The sequence below is a fragment of the Zoogloea sp. genome, from assembly GCF_041911615.1.
Taxonomy (GTDB): Bacteria; Pseudomonadota; Gammaproteobacteria; order Burkholderiales; family Rhodocyclaceae; genus Zoogloea.
In genome coordinates this window covers 43,241-62,211 of the sequence record NZ_JAYROR010000120.1, presented here as the reverse complement: position 1 = coordinate 62,211, position 18,971 = coordinate 43,241, and the positions used below count along the sequence as shown (strand labels likewise).

Genomic DNA, 18,971 nt, shown 5'->3' with positions numbered 1-18,971 from the left:
CAGCCGGGCCACCGCAGCACCGATGCCGCGCGCGGCGCCAGTGACGAGCAGGACGCGGGGCGAGGCAGCCGCCATCGCCTACGCCTCGCTCTTGCGGGCGCGACGGCGGCGGGTCGGCTTGGCGATATCGCCGGCCGGCGCCTCGTCCGCCGTTGCGGCCGAGGCCTCCACGACCGGCGGAAGCACTGCGTCGACAGCCGGTTTGCGGCGGCTGCGCTTGGGCTTGGCCGGCGCCTCCTCGGCGGGCTGTGCGACGGCCTCGGCGATGGGCGTCCGCGGGTTACGGGCGCGCCGCGGCGCGGGTTCGGGTGCAATGGCCTCAACGGCCGGCACCGTCTCCACGACCGGCGCAGCGGGTTCGGCGACCTGCACCATCTCGGGCTGCGGTCGCGCGGCCTTCTTGCCGCCGGTGCGTTTGCGCCGACCTTCCGGCTTGGTTTCCACGCGAGTCGCCTCGGCGGGCGCGGGGACGACCACCTCGACCACCTCGATCGCCGGCGGCGACTCCGGCAGCGGCGGCTCGACCCGCGAGGACGAGCTGCGATAGACGTAGGCGCCGGACTTCTCGTCGCGGCCGAACTCCAGCAGACCGCGGCCGTGGGCCTCCTCCAGCAGCGCGCCGAAGCTGCGGAAGCCGTAGCGGGTCTCGCTGAAATCGGGCTTGCGGCGCTTGATCGCCTCCTTCAGCACCGACGCCCAGATCTTGCCGGTGTCGCCCTTTTCGGCGATCAGCGCATCGAAGGTCTGCACCGCGATCTCGATGCCCTTGGTGCGGCGCGCATCCACGTCCTCGCGGCGCGGCTTGTCGTCGTCGGCGCGGCGTGCCGGCTGGGCGTCCTTCGGCTCGCGGCGGGCCGCGGCGCGCTGGGTCTCGCGCACCAGGTCGTCGTAAAAGATGAACTCGTCGCAGTTGGCGATGAGCAGGTCGGAGGTCGATTGCTTGACCCCCACGCCGATCACCTGCTTGGCGTTCTCGCGCAGCTTCGACACCAGCGGCGAGAAGTCCGAATCGCCCGAGATGATGACGAAGGTATTGACGTGGCTCTTGGTGTAGCAAAGATCGAGCGCGTCCACCACCAGACGGATGTCGGCGGAGTTCTTGCCCGACTGGCGCACGTGGGGAATCTCGATCAGCTCGAAGTTGGCCTCGTGCATGGTGGCCTTGAAGCCTTTGTAACGCTCCCAGTCGCAGTAGGCCTTCTTGACGACGATGCTGCCCTTGAGCAGCAGGCGCTCGAGCACCAGCTTGATGTCGAACTTCTCGTACTTGGCGTCGCGCACGCCGAGGGCGACGTTCTCGAAGTCGCAGAACAACGCCATGCTGGTGGTTTCGGAAGGTGCGGCCATGGTTTTCTCCGGTCTGTCGGCGCAGGCAGCTTACTCGCAATGGCGGCGGCGTGTTAGCTTTCGCTCCCCGCCGAACCGGAGTCCCCCCGCCATGCACCGCGCACCGCCACCCGCCGATGCCCGTGGCACCCGCATCGCCCTGATCTTCGCCCTCGTCGCCGAGCGGCTGTCGATCTGGTACGAACACGCCATCTGGCCCACCGAGGCCCAGGGCGCCAGTCTTTGCGCCGACTGGCTGGCGCGCACCGGACGCAGCCTGCCCCTCGACGAGCGCCAGCATCTGTCCGACCTGTCCGATCAGCTCGCGCGCCAGGTGGCGGCCGGGCTGTCGCGCGAGGCCGGGCTGTTCACGGTGCACGAGATGATGGAAGCCCTCGATCCGAACTACGAATCGGAGATCGGCAAGGCGCTGATGGTGGAGTGCGAGCGGATGCTCGACAACGCGCCGCCCCGGACGCCGGCCGCCTGACGGGGTGCTAGACTGGGTGCATCCCCCCGTCCTGCGGAGCCGCCCATGACACCCCCGACCCTGGATTTCTGGTTCGAGTTCGCCAGTTCGTATTCCTATCTGGCGGTGATGCGCATCGAGCCCCTGGCCCGCGAGGCCGGCGTGACGATCCGCTGGCGGCCCTTCCTGCTCGGGCCGGTGTTCCTGTCGCTGGGCTGGAACGATTCGCCGTTCAACATCTACCCGCCCAAGGGGCGCTACATGTGGCGCGATCTGGCACGACTGGCCACCCGCTACGGGTTGCCCTTCCAGGTGCCGTCGAAGTTTCCACGCAGCGGCCTGCTCGCCGCGCGGGTCGCCCTGCTGGGCGCCGAAGCGCCGTGGATCGGCGATTTCGCCCGGGCAATGATGCACGCCAACTTCGCCGACGACCGCGACATCACCGACCCCGCGGTGATCCGCGCGCTCCTCGCCGGGCTGGGCCTGCCCGCCGACGCCTTGCTGGCCGAGGCCACCGGCGAAGCCAACAAGCTCGCCCTGCGCCGCCAGACCGAAAAGGCCACCGAGCTGGGCCTGTTCGGCGCACCGAGCTTCGTCACGCCGGACGGCGAGCTGTTCTGGGGCAACGACCGCCTCGAGGACGCCCTGGCCTGGGTGCGCCAGCCGGGCGGCTGACCCGCGGCGGCCGGCCTTACTGGGGCTTGGGCGCCTCGGCCGGCTTGTCGGCGGCCTTCGCGGCTTTTTTCTCGGCGTTCTGGCGGGCGCGCTCCTCGTAGGCGGCTCGGTCGGTGCCGGCCTGCTCGGCTGCCTTGGCGGCCTTTTCGGCCTTCTTCTCGGCGTTCTTCCGGGCCCGCTCCTCGTAATCGGCCTTGTCGCTGCGGGCCTGCTCGGCACGCTGGGCCGCGGCGGCGGCCTCCTCGGCGCGGCGCTGGGCCTCGCTGGCCTCGTGACGACTGCGGGCCTCGGCCTCGCGCAAGCCGCGCGACTTGGCTTCCTGCTCGGTGCGGATGCGCTCGGCGTCCTTTTCGGACAGGCGGCGCAGACGCTCCTCGGTCTCGGCGCGGTTGCGGGCCTCGTTCTCGGCACGCTCGACGGCCTGCTGCGGCGCGTTGGCGGCTTCGTCGGCCTTGCGCTCGGCGTACTTGCGATTCTTCTCGGCGAGCTCGATGCGGCTGGCGTCCAGGTCGAGTTCTCGAGCCCGTCGAATGTCCTGCACCCGGCGTTCCCTGGCCTGGTCAAGGCAGCGATTGACCAGGAAGCGCTTGTAGCAGTCGATCTGCTCGTCGATGAAGCGCGCCTCGGCGGTTTCGCGGATCGTCTTCGCCTCGTCGTGCATGCGGGCGACGCGAGCCACCTCGCCATCCGGCACGTCGGCCGGCGCATCGGCCGCGGGTACGGCGGAAGGCAGCAGGGCAAGAAACAGCGCAAGGCACGGAGCGGAAGCGGGCAGTCGCATGGTACGGCGGGGCGGTGGACAACAGGACCGCTTACAATACCGGATTTGCCGCACTCTTTCCTCCGCTCTCGTGATCCAGTTCCGTAACCTGCGCCTCGCCCGCGGCGTCAAAACCCTCATCGAAGGCGCCAGCCTGCAGATCCACCCCGGCTGGAAGGTCGGCCTCACCGGCGCCAACGGCTGCGGCAAGTCGAGCCTGTTCGCGCTGCTGCGCGGCGACCTGCACCAGGACGCCGGCGACCTGGAGATTCCCGCCGCCTGGACCATCGCCCACGTGGCCCAGGAAACCCCGGCCCTCGCCCGCCCGGCCATCGAATACACCCTCGACGGCGACGCCGAGCTGCGCCGCATCGAAGCCGCGCTGGCGCAGGCCGAGGCCGCCCACGACGGCGAGGAGATCGGCCACCTCCACGGCCGCCTGCAGGAGATCGGCGGTTACGCCGCCCGCGCCCGTGCCGCCGCGCTGCTCGACGGCCTGGGCTTCTCGGGTGCCGACATGGAGCGCCCGGTGGCCGATTTCTCGGGCGGCTGGCGGATGCGCCTCAACCTCGCCCAGGCGCTGATGTGCCGCTCCGACCTGCTGCTCCTCGACGAGCCCACCAACCACCTCGACCTCGACGCGGTGATCTGGCTCGAACAATGGCTCGGCGACTATCGCGGCACCCTGGTGCTGATCTCCCACGACCGCGACTTCCTCGACGCGGTGGTCAATCAGATCGCCCACATCGAACAGCAGCAGCTCACGCTCTACACCGGCGGCTACTCCAACTTCGAGCGCCAGCGCGCCGAGCGCCTGTCCCAGCAGCAGGCGATGTTCGAGAAGCAGCAGCGCGAGCGCGCCCACCTGCAGAAGTACGTGGACCGCTTCCGCGCCCAGGCCACTAAGGCCCGCCAGGCCCAGAGCCGCATCAAGGCCCTGGAGCGGATGGAAACCATCGCCGCGGCCCACATCGACAACCCGTTCAGCTTCAGCTTCCGCGACTGCGGCGCCGCCCCCGACCCGCTGCTGCAGCTCGAGGACGCCGCCGCCGGCTATGTGGACAAGCCGATCCTCGCCGGCATGAAGCTCACCATCCGCCCGGGCGAGCGCATCGGCCTGCTCGGGCGCAACGGCGCCGGCAAATCGACGCTCATCAAGCTCCTCGCCGGCAGCCTCAAACCCACCGCCGGCGAGCGCCGCGAAGGCAAGGGTCTGCAAATGGGCTACTTCGCCCAGCACGCCCTCGAGAGCCTGCGCCCCGACGAGTCGCCACTACAGCACATGCTGCGCCTCGACCCGCAGACCCGCGAGCAGGAACTGCGCGACTACATCGGCGGCTTCGACTTCCGCGGCGACATGGCCACCACGCCCTGCGGCCCGTTCTCGGGCGGCGAGAAATCCCGCCTCGCCCTGGCCCTGCTGATCTGGGGCAAACCCAACCTGCTGCTGCTCGACGAGCCCACCAACCACCTCGACCTGGAGATGCGCCACGCCCTCACCCTGGCGCTGCAGGATTACGAGGGCGGGATGGTCATCGTGTCCCACGACCGGGCCCTGCTGCGCGCCACCTGCGACCGCTTCCTGCTGGTGGACGACGGCCGCCTGCAACCCTTCGACGGCGACCTCGACGACTACAAGGCCTGGCTCGCCCAGCGCAAGAGCGCCGACGCGGCCGCCGCCCAGTGCCCCGACAAAGCCGCCGACAAGGCCAGTCGCAAGGCCGAGCGTGAAGCCGCCGCCGCCGACCGCCAGGCCCGCCTCGCCGCCCGCCGCCCGCTGCTGAAGGAACTCGAACAGCTCGACAAGAAGCTCACCCCCTGGAACGCCGAGAAGGCCAAACTCGACGAGCGCCTCGCCGACCCGGCGCTCTACACCGGCCCAGACGCCGGCGAGGTGCCCAAGCTCCTCAAGCGCCAGGCCGAACTCACCGACAAGATCGACGAAGCCGAGCTGCGCTGGCTCGAACTCCACGAAGCCCTCGACGCCATTCCATCCGACTGACGCGAACCACCGCACTCCCGCATCGGGTATCCTGCGCGCATTTTCCAGCCACCCGGAGAGCGCCACGATGCCCACCCCGATCGGGACCACCCTGCGCCGGCTCGCCCTTGCCGCCGGCCTTGCCTTGCCCACCCTCGCCTCGGCGGGCTACTCGCAGATCTACGTGCTCGGCGACAGCCTGTCGGACGTGGGCAACATCGAAGCGGCCTACGCCCCGATCGTCGCCGCCAACGGCGGCGTGCCGCTGCCCATCCTCGGCCTGCCGGCGCCGGGCACCCCGTCCGCCTACGCCCCCGGCCGCGCCAGCAACGGCCCGATCTGGATCGACACCTTCGCCGGCGCCTTCGGCTTCACCGCCGTCGCGTCCCTCGACGGCGGCACCGACTACGCCTACGGCGGCGCCCGCACCGACAACCAGCTCTACAACCCGGTCATCCCCGACTTCAAGGGCCTGCTCCAGCAGCGCGACGCCCTGCTCGCCGATCACCCCAGCCTCGACCCCAACGCCCTCTACGTGGTGTGGGGCGGCGCCAACAACCTACAGGACATCCTCACCGGCCGCCCCCGCGCCGACGGCACCGCCCAGACCATCGGCAAGACCCTCGGCGACCTGGGCCTCATCATCGACAGCCTCGCCGCGGCCGGCGCCGAGCACTTCTTCGTGCCCAACGCCCCCGACATCGGCCTCGTACCGCGCCTGGCCGAACGGGGCCCCGCCGCAGTGGCCGCCGGCAGCGGCCTCACCCGCGCCCTCAACAACGGGCTCGCCACCCTCATCGACAGCCGCCGCCGGGCCGGCCTCGACATCCTCGACTTCGACACCGCCGGTTTCCTCGCCGAGGTGGTCGCCGACCCCGCCGCCTTCGGCTTCAGCAACGTCACCGAGCGCTGCTACACCGGCGACGATCTCAATTTCAACGGTGGCGGCAGCATCTGCGCCAACCCCGACAGCTACCTGTTCTGGGACGGCATCCACCCCACCGCCGCCGGCCACGCCCTGCTCGCCCAGGCCATGCTCCAGCACATCCCCGAACCCGGCAGCCTCGCCCTGCTGCTCGCCGGCCTGGGTGCAACAGCTTGCAATTCGCGACGCATTCGGCAAAAGCCGCAGCAGTCTGTTTGCTAGAATCGCGCTTTCGCCAAATCAACCGTCGTAATCTGGAGCTTCCCGCCGTGCAACTCGTCTGTCTCGACCTCGAAGGTGTCCTCGTCCCCGAAATCTGGATCGAATTCGCCGAACGCACCGGCATTCCCGAACTGCGTCGCACCACCCGCGACGAGCCGGATTACGACAAGCTGATGAAGTACCGCCTGGGTCTGCTCAAGCAGCACAAGCTCGGCCTGCCCGACATCCAGAAAGTCATCTCCGAGATGGGCCCCGAACCCGGCGCCAAGGATTTCCTCGACGAACTGCGCCAGCAGTTCCAGGTCATCATCCTGTCCGACACCTTCTACGAGTTCGCGATGCCGCTGATGCAGCAGCTGGGCATGCCCACGCTGTTCTGCCACAAGCTCGAAGCCGACACCGAGGGCTACCTGGTGAACTACCACCTGCGCATGGCCAACCAGAAGAAGGAAGCCGTGCAGCGCTTCAAGGAAATCAACTTCAAGGTCATCGCCGCCGGCGACTCGTACAACGACACCGCGATGCTCAAGGAAGCCCACGCCGGCATCCTGTTCCGCGCCCCGGACAACGTCATCGCCGAGTTCCCGCAGTTCCCCGTCGAGCGCGAGTACAGCGGCCTGATGGCCCAGATCCGCGCCGCCTCCGCCCGCATCTGACCCTTCCTGTCGCGCCGGCACGGCCTTCGTGGCCGGCGCCGGCCGCCCCGCCATCATGCACCGCGAACGCTTCTACACCCTCTCCGCCTCGTGCCCGGACCGCACCGGCATCGTCGCCAAGGTCTCCGGCTTCATCGCCGAGCACAAGGGCTGGATTCTCGAAACCGCCCTCCACGCCGAGCCCGCCGAGGACGCCGCCCACCGCGGCCGCTACTTCATGCGCATCGAGATTCGCGCCGACTCGCTGCCCTTCATGCTCACCGAGTTCCGCGAACGCTTCCGCCCGATCGCCGAAGAGCTCGACATGGACTGGAAGATCACCGACTCCGCGGTCAAGAAGCGCGTCGTGATCCTCGTCTCCAAGCAGGAGCACTGCCTCTACGACCTGCTCGCCCGCTGGCAGTCGAAGGAGCTGGACATCGAGATTCCCTGCGTGATCTCCAACCACGAAACCTTCCGCGGCTTCGTGGAGTGGCACGGCATCCCGTTCCACCACGTGCCGGTCACCGCCGACAACAAGGCCCAGGCCTACGCCGAGGTTCAGCGCCTGTTCGAGGAATCCCACGGCGACACGATGGTGCTGGCGCGCTACATGCAGATCCTGTCGCCCGAACTGTGCGCCGCCCACCCGGGCAAGATCATCAACATCCACCACAGCTTCCTGCCCAGCTTCGTCGGCGCCAAGCCCTACCACCAGGCCTACGCCAAGGGCGTCAAGCTGATCGGCGCAACCTGCCATTACGTCACCGCCGAGCTCGACCAGGGCCCGATCATCGAGCAGGACGTGATCCGCATCGACCACTCCGACTCCGTCGAGGACATGGTCCGCTACGGCAAGGACATCGAGAAAGCCGTGCTGGCCCGCGGCCTGCGCTACCACCTGGAAGACCGGGTGCTGGTGCATGGCAACAAGACGGTGGTGTTCCGCTGAGCCGAAACCCCAATCGCCCCTTCACTCAGCCGTGCTCCAAGGCGCCTAGCATAAGCCAGCCCCATGACTCGAAAGAGGAAAGAGGAAAGAGGAAGGCTCTCAATTCGTTCGTTACTTCGGCCCGCTGCTTGATGCATTGCGTGGCCTCGGTGGCTCGGGCTCGCCGGACGAGGTTGTCGAGCGTATTGAGTTGATCCACAGCGACAGACACAGCATTTTGAGCCGGCCCGCGAGGCCGGCTTTTTGTTGCCTGACGGGCCGTGGCTGGACGCGCCACGACGCCTGCCCCGGACACTTATGCGCCACCTCTACCCCGGCGTAGGGAAAAAGATCGCTTACACGATAGTCTAGATCCTTACCGGAGCGCGCCCCATCAGTCATCTTGACTATCATGAGAAGCATGGGCGGCGCACCATCGCTTATCTTTTACAAAAGATAAGCGATGGGATGAAAAAGATGAGCCATCTAGCCGGCTCCATGAAGCATGGGCGGCATCCCATGAAGCATGGGCCGCGCCCCACGAGCGATGGGATCGACAAGATGCGTGGCGTGGCCGGCACGCTGGCGGTCCTGATCCGCCCCAAGGCTGACGCTTCGCCGTCCGGGCGGCATCGCTATGCGATGCGCGCCTGCCGTGACCTACAGCATCCGCATCCCGGCATCCCAGTCGAGCCGCCGTTCGGCAACGAGATCGCGGGGGAAGCTGGCGGCGAAGGCCACCCGGCGCGAGGCGCCGGGGGTGGCGGTGGAGAACTCCAGCAGCGGCACCGGGCGGGCGCCGGGGCTGTCGGAGGGCACGACGATGTTCATCGCGTCGAGGGAGAGCTGCAGGGATTCGGCGTGGATCACCGCGTCGGGCGCCGACAGGGTGTTCACCAGCGCTTGCAGCGTGGCCTCGAGGCCGTTGCCGGCCGCCTCGAGGGCGTGCAGCTCGGCCGAGTTGGCGGCCAGGCGGGCGCGCAGGCTGTCGATGTCGCGCCCGCGCCAGGAATCCGGCTCGAGGGCGTCGAGGCCGGCGCGGCTTTGTTCGATGAGTTGCAGGCGGCCCGCCAGCAAGCGCTGGGCGAAGGCCAGGCGCTCGCCCTCCTGCTGCCGTTCGGCCACCCGACGCAGGGCGGCGAGCACCAGCCCTTCGAGCACGATGTCAGCGACCCGACGGCGCATCGCCCCATCGCTGGCCGAGAACGCGAACAGCCGGAAGTGCCGGAAGCTGACGGCCGTCTGCTGCACGTCCTGGCGCAGGATGTCCCCGTCGAGCGCGGGGCCGAGCACGGTCTGCTCGCTGCGGGTGGCAGCGATCACGCAATACACCTGGGCCACGTCGATAGCGACCGGCGAGGCGAGGAAATCCTGCAGATCCTGGCTGGTGGCGAGGGTCTCGGCCACGTCGGCCGGACGCACGAAGAAGGCGCGCAGCACCGGGCTTGCGGCCCAGGCGGCCGGACGGGTGTCCACGCAAGGGGCGAGGCTGGCCGCGACGCCGTCGGCGTAGTCGAGCGCGGTGGCGACGGCCGGGCACAAGCGCTCGCGCGCCGTGCCGACGAGGCGCAGGCGCGGGTCGACGGCGTCGATGAGCTGCGCGAGCGCCTCGTCGCGGCGGGCGTCACCGGCGCACGCCCCGCGGGGCGCGCCGAACAGCCAGTCGAGCAGGCCCATCGCGGCGTTCAGGCTTTCTTGACGAACTCCGACTTGAGCTGCATCGCGCCGAAGCCGTCGATCTTGCAGTCGATGTCGTGGTCGCCATCCACCAGACGGATGTTCTTGACCTTGGTGCCAACCTTGACCACCGAGGACGAGCCCTTGACCTTCAGATCCTTGATGACGGTGACGCTGTCGCCGTCCTGCAGCACGTTGCCGTTGGCGTCGCGCACCACCTTGGCCGCCTCGACGGGCGCAACCTTCGGCCACTCATGGGCGCATTCGGGGCAGACGAAATTGTCGCCGTCCTCGTAGGTGTACTCGGACGAACATTGGGGGCACTTGGGCAGGCTGCTCATGGGTGTTCCTTGGCGGTGGCGCGGCGCTTGAGCAGCAGGCCGCACTCGAGGTGATGGGTGTAGGGAAACTGGTCGAAGGCCGCGGCGGCGGCGATCTCGTGGGTGTCGTGGAGCGCCGCGACGTTTTCCTGCAAGGTATTGGGATTGCAGGAGATGTACAGGACGTGCTCGAAGCCCCGGGCCAGCGCCACGGTGCCGGCGTCGAGGCCGCTGCGGGGTGGATCGACGAAGAGCGTGGAAAACGCGTAGCCCGCCAGATCGACGCCCTTCATGCGGCGGTATTCGCGGCCGCCGGCCAGCGCGTCGCTGATCTCCTCGCTGGCCATGCGCACCATCGTCACGTTGGTGACGCCGTTGGTTTCGAGGTTGAAATGGGCGGCATGGACCGAAGGCTTGCTCATCTCGGTGGCCAGCACGCGGCCGAACAGCGGCGCCAGGGCGATGGTGAAGTTACCGTTGCCGCAATACAGCTCCAGCAGGTCGCCGCCGATGCCGGCTGCCTGGGCGCGGGCCCAGCCGAGCATCTGGCGATTCACGCCGCCGTTGGGCTGGGTGAAGCTGCCTTCGACCTGCTTGTATTTGAGCTGGCGGCCGTCGAGCTCGAATTCCTCCCGCAGCCAGTCGCGGCCGATGACGATCTTCTGCTTGCGGCTGCGGCCGATGAGCTGCACGCCCATGTCGGCGGCCAGGGCCTCGGCGGCGGCCTGCCAGGCGTCGTCGAGCGGGCGGTGATAGACCAGGCTGATCATCAGCTCGCCGGAAAGCGTGGCGAGGAACTCCACCTGGAAGATCTTGCGCTTGAGGGGCTCGCTGGCCATCAGGCGCTCGCGCAGCACCGGCATCGCGGCGGCGATCGGCGGGGCGGCCGGCGGGAAGGCGTCGAGGGTGAGGACGCGCTTCGGATCGGCGGGGTCGAACATCGCGTAGTCGACCCGCGCGCCGTCGTGCCACATGCGAAACTCGGCGCGCAGCCGGTAGGCCTGCGGGGCGGATTCGAAGACGGCGGGGTCGGGCAGGCCGAAGGCGGCAAAATCGGCCTTGTAGCGCGCCACCTTGGCGGCGAGCTGGGCGCCGTAGTCGGCGGGGTCGAAGCTGGGCAGGGGCATGTCACGCACGGCCCGGCACGCGGTCGGACCGATCAGGGATGAGGGTGGGAGACGAGGCCCGGAATATACGCTTGTCGGCGGGACAAGGGAAAACGCACCATCGCCGCCCCCCCGGGGGTCAGACCAGCCGCACCTGCCAGCGATACCACCGGGCGCCGAGCCGCTCGGCGAGGGCTTCGGCCATCACGTCGAGCTGGGCGTCGAAGGCGCCGTCCTTGCCGCCGGCCAGGAAGGCGATCTTGTTGCTCCAGCTCGCCCGCACGCCGGGGCACAGCCGGCCGTCCACGTCCACCGTCTCATACTCGAAAGCCACCCGACCCCATGACTCCATGTTGAAGATGCGCGCCAGCTCGCCGCTCTGCACGGCGATCACGTAGGCCTCGACGTAGGCGGCGAAGTCCTGCTCGTCGGCGTATTCGCGGCCCGCGTCGGCGGGGTCGCGCTCCACGGCGGTGCATGGGCCGAGGGCGATGACCGCGCAGGCATCCTTGTAGAGGGCCTGCATGCGGTGCATCAGGTTCTCGCTGGGGCCGTTCTCGGCCAGCGCCTTGAGCAGGCTGTCCTGCTCGATCTTGAACTGTTCGTACTTGTCCATGGTGTGTCGGCCGCGCCGGAACCGGCCCGCGTCCATCGAAGGGAAAAACGCCGCAGACTAGCAGGTTGTCGCGCACCGTGGCGGCCTTGCATCCCCCACCACGCAAAACGGGCGCCCGAAGGCGCCCGTTCGCGGGGACTGCGGGTCGAAAGCCGCTTACTGGTGATAGGCGCTTTCGCCGTGGGAGGTGATGTCGAGGCCTTCGCGCTCTTCGTCTTCGGGCACCCGCAGGCCGATGAACATGTCCACCAGCTTGTAGGCGATGAAGGCGACGACGGCGGACCACACGATGGTGATGCCGACGGCGGTGGCCTGGGTGATGACCTGGTCGGCGATGGAGTAGCCGTCGGCGACCTTGTTGGCCACGTAGTCCCAGATGCCGGAGCCGCCGAGGGACGGGGCCGCGAACACGCCGGTCAGGATGGCGCCGAGGATGCCGCCGACGCCATGCACGCCGAACACGTCGAGGGAGTCGTCCGCGCCGATCATGCGCTTCAGGCCATTGACGCCCCACAGGCACACGACACCGGCCAGCAGGCCCATGACCACCGCGCCCACCACGCCGACGAAGCCCGCCGCCGGGGTGATCGCCACGAGGCCGGCCACCGCACCGGACGCAGCGCCGAGGCCGCTCGGCTTGCCCTTGATGATCCACTCGGCCATCAGCCAGGAGAAGGCGGCGGCGGCGGTGGCGACCCAGGTATTCACGAAGGCCAGGGCGGCAACGCCGTTGGCTTCGAGGGCGGAGCCGGCGTTGAAGCCGAACCAGCCCACCCACAGCAGCGCGGCACCGACGATGGTCAGGGTCAGGCTGTGCGGCGCGAAGGATTCACGACCGAAACCGATGCGCTTGCCGATCATGAAGGCACCGACCAGGCCGGCCACGGCGGCGTTGATATGCACCACGGTGCCGCCGGCGAAGTCGAGGGCGCCCTTCTGGAACAGGAAGCCGGCCGTCGCGTTGGCGGCGTCGGCCGCTTCGGCGGAGGTGTAGGCATCCGGGCCCGCCCAGAACCAGACCATGTGGGCGATCGGCAGGTAGCTGAAGGTGAACCAGATCACCGAGAACAGCAGCACGGCCGAGAACTTGATGCGCTCGGCGAAGGCGCCGAGGATCAGGCCCACGGTGATCGCCGCGAAGGCGCCCTGGAAGGCCACGTAGATGAACTCGGAGATGACCACGCCCTTGGTGAAGGTGGCGGCGATCGAGTCGGGGGTGATGCCCTTCAGGAAGACCTTGTCGAGCCCGCCGAAGAAGGCGCTGCCCTCGGTGAAGGCGATGGAGTAGCCGTACAGCACCCACAGCACGCTGATCAGCGAGAACACCGAGAACACCTGCAGGAGTACCGACAGCATGTTCTTGGCGCGCACCAGGCCACCGTAGAACAGGGCCAGGCCGGGGATCGACATCAGGATCACGAAGGCCGTGGAGACCAGCAGCCAGGCGTTGTCGCCCTTGTTGGGGACGGGCGCCGGGGCGGCTTCGGCAGGGGCGGCTTCGGCCGGCTTGGCCTCGGCAGCGGGCGCCTCGGCGACCTTGGCGGCAACCGGGACTTCGGCGGGCTTGGCGTCGGCAGCGGGGGCCGGCGCGGTCACGGCGGGCGCGGCGGCAGGCGCCTCGGCCTTGTCCTGGGCCAGCGCAGAGCCCGCAAAGCTGACCGCCACGGTGGCCAGCAGGGCTGCGAAGAGTTTTTTCATGATGGCCCGCTCCTTACAGCGCGTCGGCACCGGACTCGCCGGTACGGATGCGGATGGCTTGTTCGAGGTCGAACACGAAGATCTTGCCGTCGCCGATCTTGCCGGTGCTGGCAGCCTTTTCGATGGCTTCGATGACCTGATCCAGGATGGCGGTATTGACCGCCGCCTCGATCTTCACCTTGGGCAGGAAATCGACCACGTATTCCGCGCCACGGTACAGCTCGGTGTGGCCCTTCTGGCGGCCGAAACCCTTCACCTCGGTCACGGTGATGCCTTGCACGCCGATGGCGGACAGGGCCTCGCGGACTTCGTCGAGCTTGAAGGGTTTGATGATGGCGGTAACGAGTTTCATTTTGGGGTCCTCTGCCGGGCGGCCCGCCGGGGCCGCCGCGCGTTAGCGGAAATTAGAAGGTGCGGGTCACGGAGAGCAGCACGCGGCCCTTGCCCATGTCCTTGTTCGAGGTGGGGTTGGTGTACCAGGCCTCGGAAGCGTTGGTGTCGATGTAGCTCAGGCCGACCACGGTGCCGCTGAAGTCCTTGGTCACGCCGACCTTCCAGTCGGTGTAGCTGGCACCGCCGGAGGTGCTGCCGCTGACCTTCTGGCGACCCACGTGGGCGACCAGGTTCACGGTCGGCACGACTTCGTAGGTGGCGGAAAGGTCGAGATAGCCGGAATTCTTCGAGCCCACCCAGCCGAACAGGTCGGAGAAGGCGTGGGAATACTTCAGGGTCAGGAAGGTCCACGAACCGGCGACATAGCCTTCGAGGGTGTTCGGGTTGTTGCCGTAGCCGGAACCCGGGTAGAAATACTGCAGCAGACCGACGTCGTAACCGAAGTCGCCGATGGTGTTCTTGTAACCGCCGTAGAAATCCCACTCCAGGCTGCTGCTGATCTTCGGGTCGGAATCGGCCAGCCACGACACGTTCGAACCCCAGGTGCCCAGGTACAGGCCGCTCGAATGCGCGTAGTCGAAACCGCCCTGGATGGCCGGCTTGCGGTTGGTCTGGCCGATGCCGCGGTAGATGTACTCGGAGGCCACCGTGACGTTGCTGGTGTAGGTGTGCTCCGGCGCCGGAGCGGCTTCGTCGGCCACAGCGAGGGTCGGCAGGACAGCGCCGGCGGCGATCAGGGCGGAAGCAATGACGGTCTTGCGCATGATGGGAATCTCCTGGTGGTCAAAGTTTGGTGATTTCGATTTAGCAAACCACGTGCCAGTTCGAAAAATGCTTTAAAAACATTGAACTGGATCAAGGAATCGATTTTTGCTGCATCGCAAGAATTCTTCCGGACGCACCAGTTTGGAATCATGCACCATTCGGGGGCGCAGTTTTGGTGCAGGAGGCGGTCCAAGCCGGTGCCCCGTCCCGGTGCTAAACTCGACATCGACCCGCTTTTATCTTTTCCCCGTGAGGAACGCAGCCATGACCAATCCGAAAATCCTCGACGACATCGGTGCCAAAGTCTCCGAACTCCTCGCCAACAGCCCCGCCAAGGATCTCGAAAAGAACGCCCGCGCGCTGCTCGCCAGCGGCTTCTCGAAGCTCGATCTGGTGACCCGCGAGGAATTCGAGGTGCAGCGTGAGGTGCTCGCCCGTACCCGCGAAAAGCTCGCCGACCTGGAACATCGCGTCGCCCGCCTCGAGGCGGAGCTGGCGAGCCGCCCGCCCGCCGCCGAATAAGCCGTCCGCCCCGACTGACCCGGAGGGCGCCACGGCGCCCTCTTCCTTGTGCCCGCCACGCCGGAGACGCCATGACCGCCCCCCGCCTCGCCGCCCCTCTGCTGCTCGCCCTCGCCCTGGCCGCCCCCGCTTTCGCCGCGCCGGTGGGCTACACCATCGACCCCAACCACACCTTCCCGGTGTTCGAGGTGGATCACCTGGGCTTCTCGACCCAGCGCGGCCGCTTCAACAAGACCGCCGGGCGCATCGTGCTCGACCTCGACGCCCGCCAGGGCGCGGTGGACGTGAGCATCGACGCCGCGTCGATCGACATGGGCTTCGCCAAGTGGAGCGAGAACATGCGCGGCGAGAACTACTTCAACACCGCCGAGCATCCGGCGATCACCTTCAAGGCCGAACGCATCGTCTTCGACGGCGCCCGCCCGGTGGCCGCCGAAGGCCAGCTCACCCTGCTCGGCGTCACTCGCCCGCTGAGCCTCGCCATCAACCGCTTCCGCTGCGCGCCCCACCCGCTCAACAAGCGCGAGACCTGCGGCGCCGACCTGAGCGGCACCCTCCAGCGCTCGGCGTTCGGGATGACCAAGTACATCCCGTCGGTGGGCGACGACGTGCGCCTGCTGATCGCGGTCGAAGCCTTCAAGGAATGAGCCGCACGGCTGTAACCCGCGGCGCTCACGCTGCGGGCTCCGTCTTCCCGTCCCGCGCCATGATGCTTCGCGTCCCCCTCGGTCGCCTGGCGCTAGCCGCCTGCCTGGGCTTCGCGCTCGGCGGCTGCGCCAGCCTCGGCCCGGCCAGCCTCGACGACGCCCGCCTGCAATACAACGAGGTGGTCAAGCGCACCACCGAAGAGCAGCTCCTCCTCAACATCGTGCGCCTGCGCTACACCGACACGCCCAGCAGCCTCGCGGTGTCGGCCATCGCCGCCCAGTTCGAGCGCAGCCAGAGCGTCGGCCTGCTGCCCTTCTTTGCCGCCGTGGGCGGCGACGCCAGCCGCGCCAGCTTCAGCGCGGTGCTGCCCCAGGCCCAGGCGATGATCGCCGACCGCCCGACGATCAGCCTCACCCCGCTCGACGACCAGGATTTCACCCGCAAGCTGTTCACCCCGCTGCCGCTCGACGGCGTGATCTACCTGGCCAAGACCACCTGGCCGATCTCCAAGGTCTTCCGGCTCTACCTCGAAAACCTCAACTGGGTGCCCAACGCCCAGACCGCCAGCGGCCCCACGCCGCGCCAGGCACCGCCGGTAAGCGATTTCCTGCGCGGCGTCGCCGCCCTCCAGGCCCTGCAGGACCGGGGCGCCATCGTGTTTGGCCTGGCCGAGCAGGAGGAACAGGTCGGCGGCTCGCTCCCGGCGGGCGCCGTCTCCGCCGCCGACCTCCTCGAAGCCACCAAGCACGGTCTCGAATACCGACCCACGCCTGGCGGCCGCGGCTGGCGGCTGATCCGCAAGGTCAGCGTGCCGGTGATGCGCCTCGACCCGGACGAGATCAACGCACCCGAGATGCGCGCCTTCGAGGACGCCTTCCACCTGCGCCCAGGCGCCACCGAACTGAAGATCACCCAGGAAGCCCTGATTCCCTTCCGCTCGGCCCTGCCCCGAGGCGGCGCCACCAGCCTCGATCTGGAGACCCGCTCGCTGCTGCAGGCGCTGTACTACGTGAGCCACGGCGTGGACGTGCCGCCCGAGCACCGCGCCCGCGGCCTCGCCACCGTCACCCGCGACGCCGCCGGCCGCGAATACGACTGGCACGAGATCATGCGCGACCTGTTCCACGTGAAGAGCAGCGCCGAACGCCCGACCACCGCCCACGTCGCGGTGCGCTACAAGGGCCAGTGGTTCTACGTGGATGAGGCCGACCAGGACACCAAGTCCACGTTTTCGCTGCTGGTCGAGCTGTCGCGCCTCGAACTCGCCGGCAAGACCGGCCCCGGCCCCCAGCTGACCCTGCCGGTCGGGCGCTGAACCCGCACGCCGCTGTAGGAATTTACAGAGCCGCCCGGTAAACTCCGCCTTTTATGCGGAAATCATCATGAGCCTGGCCGTCCTCAGCAGCCGCGCCCTCGTCGGCCTCGCCGCCCCCGAAGTCAGCGTCGAGGTTCACCTCGCCAACGGCCTGCCCGCCTTCACCCTGGTCGGTCTGCCCGACGTGGAAGTACGTGAAGCCCGCGACCGGGTGCGCGCCGCGCTGCAAACCGGCCAGTTCGAATTTCCCCAGCGTCGCATCACCGTCAACCTGGCCCCCGCCGACCTGCCCAAGGAAGGCGGCTGCTTCGACCTGCCGATCGCCCTCGGCATCCTCGCCGCCTCCGGTCAGATCCCCGCCGACCGGCTCGGCGACTACGAATTCGCCGGCGAACTGTCGCTCTCCGGCGAGCTGCGCCCGGTGCGCGGCGCCCTCGCCCTGGCGCGCCAGGCCGCCGAACGCGGCCGGGTGCTGATCCTCCCAGCCGCCAATGCCGCCGAAGCCGCCCTGGTGCGCGACCTCACCATCCTGCCGGCGCCCAGCCTGCTCGCGGTGGCCGCCCATCTGTGCGGGCACACCGCCATCGCCGCCTACGCCGGCGCGCCCCTCGCCCAGTCACCGGACTACCCCGACCTGGCCGACGTCAAAGGCCAGGTCCAGGCCCGGCGCGCCCTCGAAGTCGCCGCCAGCGGTCAGCATTCGCTGCTGTTTTACGGCCCGCCGGGCACCGGCAAGTCGATGCTCGCCCAGCGCCTGCCCGGTCTGCTGCCGCCGATGGACGACACCGAAGCCCTCGAGAGCGCCGCGGTGCATTCGGTCGAGGGCAGCTTCCGTCCCGAACGCTGGGGTATCCGCCCGATCCGCGCGCCGCACCACTCGGCGTCCACCGCCGCGCTGGTAGGCGGCGGCAGCACGCCGCGGCCGGGCGAGATCAGCCTCGCCCACCACGGCGTGCTGTTCCTCGACGAGCTGCCCGAGTTCGACCGCCGCGTCCTCGAAGCCCTGCGCGAGCCCCTCGAAACCGGCCACATCACGATTTCCCGCGCCGCCCGCCGGGCCGAGTTCCCGGCCCGCTTCCAGCTGATCTGCGCGATGAATCCATGCCCCTGCGGCTACCACGGCCACCCGGACGGCCGCTGCCGGTGCACGCCCGACCAGGTCGCGCGCTATCGGGGCAAGCTCTCCGGCCCGCTCCTCGACCGCATCGACCTGCTCCTCGAAGTACCGGCCCTGCCGGTCACCGACCTGCAGGCGGCGCCGACGGGCGAAGCCTCGGCCCCGGTGCGCGAACGGGTCGCCCGCGCCTGGGCGATCCAGCAGGTCCGCCAGGGCAAGCCCAACGCCCGCCTCGCCGGTGCCGAGATCGAGCGCTGGTGTCAGCCCGACGCCGCAGGTCACAAACTGTTAAGCACCGCCGTCGAACGCCTGCGCCTGTCGGCCCGCGGCTACCATCGCATCCTGAAAGTCGCGCGTACAATCGCCGACATGCAAGAAGCCGCCGGCATCCAGGCCGCCCATGTCGCCGAAGCCATCCAGAGCCGTCGCGGCCTCACCGAATTCGTCTAATCCTGCAGGAGCATCACCGTGGCATCGACTCCCTCCGCCGGCGCGCCCCGCGCCAAGAACTGGCTGGCCTGGTTCATCGGCTTCATCGTTCTGCTGGCCGCGCTGGCCGCGGCCTACACCTGGCTGGTGCTGAGCTGGAGTTACTCGTCGGGCGAGCGCGCCGGTTACGTCCAGAAGTTTTCCCAGAAGGGCTGGCTGTGCAAGACCTGGGAAGGGGAGCTGGCGATCGTCGCGATTCCCGGCAGCCTGCCCGAAATCTTCCAGTTCACCGTGCGCGACGACAAAGTCGCCGCCGACATCAACGCCGTCATGGGCAAGCGCGTCGCCATCAGCTACGAGCAGCACCTCGGCATCCCGTCCACCTGCTTCGGCGAAACCGGCTACTTCGTGAGCAAGGTCCAGGCCGTCGAGTAAGAACCC

20 protein-coding genes are annotated in these 18,971 nt (G+C 68.6%); 11 read left to right on the top strand and 9 right to left on the bottom strand.

The window, feature by feature from the left end; all coding sequences use genetic code 11:
• Positions 1-78: 78 nt before the first annotated feature.
• Complete coding sequence (locus ACE3P2_RS15720; protein ID WP_374266141.1) at positions 79-1,347, bottom strand: NYN domain-containing protein; 1,269 nt, start codon at positions 1,345-1,347, stop codon at positions 79-81.
• Positions 1,348-1,438: 91 nt separating this feature from the next.
• On the opposite strand from ACE3P2_RS15720, the gene ACE3P2_RS15715 reads away from it, so the two are divergent.
• Both ACE3P2_RS15715 and ACE3P2_RS15710 read left to right on the top strand, forming a co-directional pair.
• Positions 1,439-1,816 (top strand): hypothetical protein, encoded by a 378-nt coding sequence (locus ACE3P2_RS15715; protein WP_374266139.1) that lies wholly within the window; start codon positions 1,439-1,441, stop codon positions 1,814-1,816.
• Positions 1,817-1,861: 45 nt separating this feature from the next.
• Entirely contained in the window at positions 1,862-2,470 is a 609-nt protein-coding gene (locus ACE3P2_RS15710; protein ID WP_374266137.1) for a 2-hydroxychromene-2-carboxylate isomerase, read from the top strand.
• A 16-nt stretch (positions 2,471-2,486) separates the two neighbouring features.
• Here the strand turns inward: ACE3P2_RS15710 and ACE3P2_RS15705 are convergent, their stop codons facing one another.
• Positions 2,487-3,251: a hypothetical protein gene (locus ACE3P2_RS15705; protein ID WP_374266135.1), complete on the bottom strand. Its 765-nt coding sequence runs from the start codon at positions 3,249-3,251 to the stop codon at positions 2,487-2,489.
• Positions 3,252-3,321: 70 nt separating this feature from the next.
• On the opposite strand from ACE3P2_RS15705, the gene ACE3P2_RS15700 reads away from it, so the two are divergent.
• The 4 genes from ACE3P2_RS15700 to purU all read left to right on the top strand — a co-directional run bounded on the left by ACE3P2_RS15700 (position 3,322) and on the right by purU (position 7,945).
• A complete protein-coding gene (locus tag ACE3P2_RS15700; protein ID WP_374266133.1) occupies positions 3,322-5,232 on the top strand; it encodes an ATP-binding cassette domain-containing protein in 1,911 nt (636 codons plus the stop codon).
• 67 nt (positions 5,233-5,299) lie between these two features.
• Positions 5,300-6,358: an SGNH/GDSL hydrolase family protein gene (locus tag ACE3P2_RS15695; RefSeq protein ID WP_374266131.1), complete on the top strand. Its 1,059-nt coding sequence runs from the start codon at positions 5,300-5,302 to the stop codon at positions 6,356-6,358.
• Between the two features lie 47 nt (positions 6,359-6,405).
• On the top strand, positions 6,406-7,014 hold the full coding sequence (gene thrH / locus ACE3P2_RS15690; RefSeq protein ID WP_374266129.1) for a bifunctional phosphoserine phosphatase/homoserine phosphotransferase ThrH: 609 nt from the start codon (positions 6,406-6,408) through the stop codon (positions 7,012-7,014).
• 55 nt (positions 7,015-7,069) lie between these two features.
• On the top strand, positions 7,070-7,945 hold the full coding sequence (gene purU, locus ACE3P2_RS15685) for a formyltetrahydrofolate deformylase (protein WP_374266143.1): 876 nt from the start codon (positions 7,070-7,072) through the stop codon (positions 7,943-7,945).
• Positions 7,946-8,584: 639 nt separating this feature from the next.
• Here the strand turns inward: purU and ACE3P2_RS15680 are convergent.
• The 7 genes from ACE3P2_RS15680 to ACE3P2_RS15650 form a co-directional block, all read right to left on the bottom strand.
• Positions 8,585-9,601: a hypothetical protein gene (locus ACE3P2_RS15680; RefSeq protein WP_374266127.1), complete on the bottom strand. Its 1,017-nt coding sequence runs from the start codon at positions 9,599-9,601 to the stop codon at positions 8,585-8,587.
• 8 nt (positions 9,602-9,609) lie between these two features.
• Positions 9,610-9,942, bottom strand: coding sequence for a zinc ribbon domain-containing protein YjdM (locus ACE3P2_RS15675; RefSeq protein ID WP_374266125.1), 333 nt, complete (start codon positions 9,940-9,942; stop codon positions 9,610-9,612).
• Positions 9,939-11,048 carry a tRNA (uridine(54)-C5)-methyltransferase TrmA gene (gene trmA / locus ACE3P2_RS15670; RefSeq protein ID WP_374266123.1) on the bottom strand — a complete coding sequence of 370 codons (1,110 nt, stop codon included), beginning with the start codon at positions 11,046-11,048 and terminating at the stop codon, positions 9,939-9,941. Before trmA ends, ACE3P2_RS15675 begins: the two co-directional genes overlap by 4 nt.
• A gap of 118 nt (positions 11,049-11,166) precedes the next feature.
• Positions 11,167-11,643 carry a hypothetical protein gene (locus ACE3P2_RS15665; protein ID WP_374266121.1) on the bottom strand — a complete coding sequence of 159 codons (477 nt, stop codon included), beginning with the start codon at positions 11,641-11,643 and terminating at the stop codon, positions 11,167-11,169.
• A 156-nt stretch (positions 11,644-11,799) separates the two neighbouring features.
• Positions 11,800-13,341, bottom strand: a complete 1,542-nt coding sequence (gene amt / locus ACE3P2_RS15660; RefSeq protein ID WP_374266119.1) for an ammonium transporter — start codon at positions 13,339-13,341, stop codon at positions 11,800-11,802.
• 13 nt (positions 13,342-13,354) lie between these two features.
• Positions 13,355-13,693 (bottom strand): P-II family nitrogen regulator, encoded by a 339-nt coding sequence (gene glnK, locus ACE3P2_RS15655; RefSeq protein WP_374266117.1) that lies wholly within the window; start codon positions 13,691-13,693, stop codon positions 13,355-13,357.
• A 52-nt stretch (positions 13,694-13,745) separates the two neighbouring features.
• Entirely contained in the window at positions 13,746-14,498 is a 753-nt protein-coding gene (locus ACE3P2_RS15650; protein ID WP_374266115.1) for a TorF family putative porin, read from the bottom strand.
• 265 nt (positions 14,499-14,763) lie between these two features.
• Between ACE3P2_RS15650 and ACE3P2_RS15645 the strand changes: the two genes are divergently transcribed.
• From ACE3P2_RS15645 to ACE3P2_RS15625, 5 genes are all read left to right on the top strand, one after another.
• Positions 14,764-15,021, top strand: coding sequence for an accessory factor UbiK family protein (locus ACE3P2_RS15645; RefSeq protein WP_374266113.1), 258 nt, complete (start codon positions 14,764-14,766; stop codon positions 15,019-15,021).
• A 71-nt stretch (positions 15,022-15,092) separates the two neighbouring features.
• A complete protein-coding gene (locus ACE3P2_RS15640) occupies positions 15,093-15,668 on the top strand; it encodes a YceI family protein (protein WP_374266111.1) in 576 nt (191 codons plus the stop codon).
• 59 nt (positions 15,669-15,727) lie between these two features.
• Positions 15,728-16,984: a hypothetical protein gene (locus ACE3P2_RS15635; RefSeq protein WP_374266109.1), complete on the top strand. Its 1,257-nt coding sequence runs from the start codon at positions 15,728-15,730 to the stop codon at positions 16,982-16,984.
• 67 nt (positions 16,985-17,051) lie between these two features.
• Complete coding sequence (locus ACE3P2_RS15630; protein WP_374266107.1) at positions 17,052-18,551, top strand: YifB family Mg chelatase-like AAA ATPase; 1,500 nt, start codon at positions 17,052-17,054, stop codon at positions 18,549-18,551.
• A gap of 18 nt (positions 18,552-18,569) precedes the next feature.
• Positions 18,570-18,965 (top strand): hypothetical protein, encoded by a 396-nt coding sequence (locus ACE3P2_RS15625; RefSeq protein ID WP_374266105.1) that lies wholly within the window; start codon positions 18,570-18,572, stop codon positions 18,963-18,965.
• Positions 18,966-18,971: the final 6 nt, after the last annotated feature.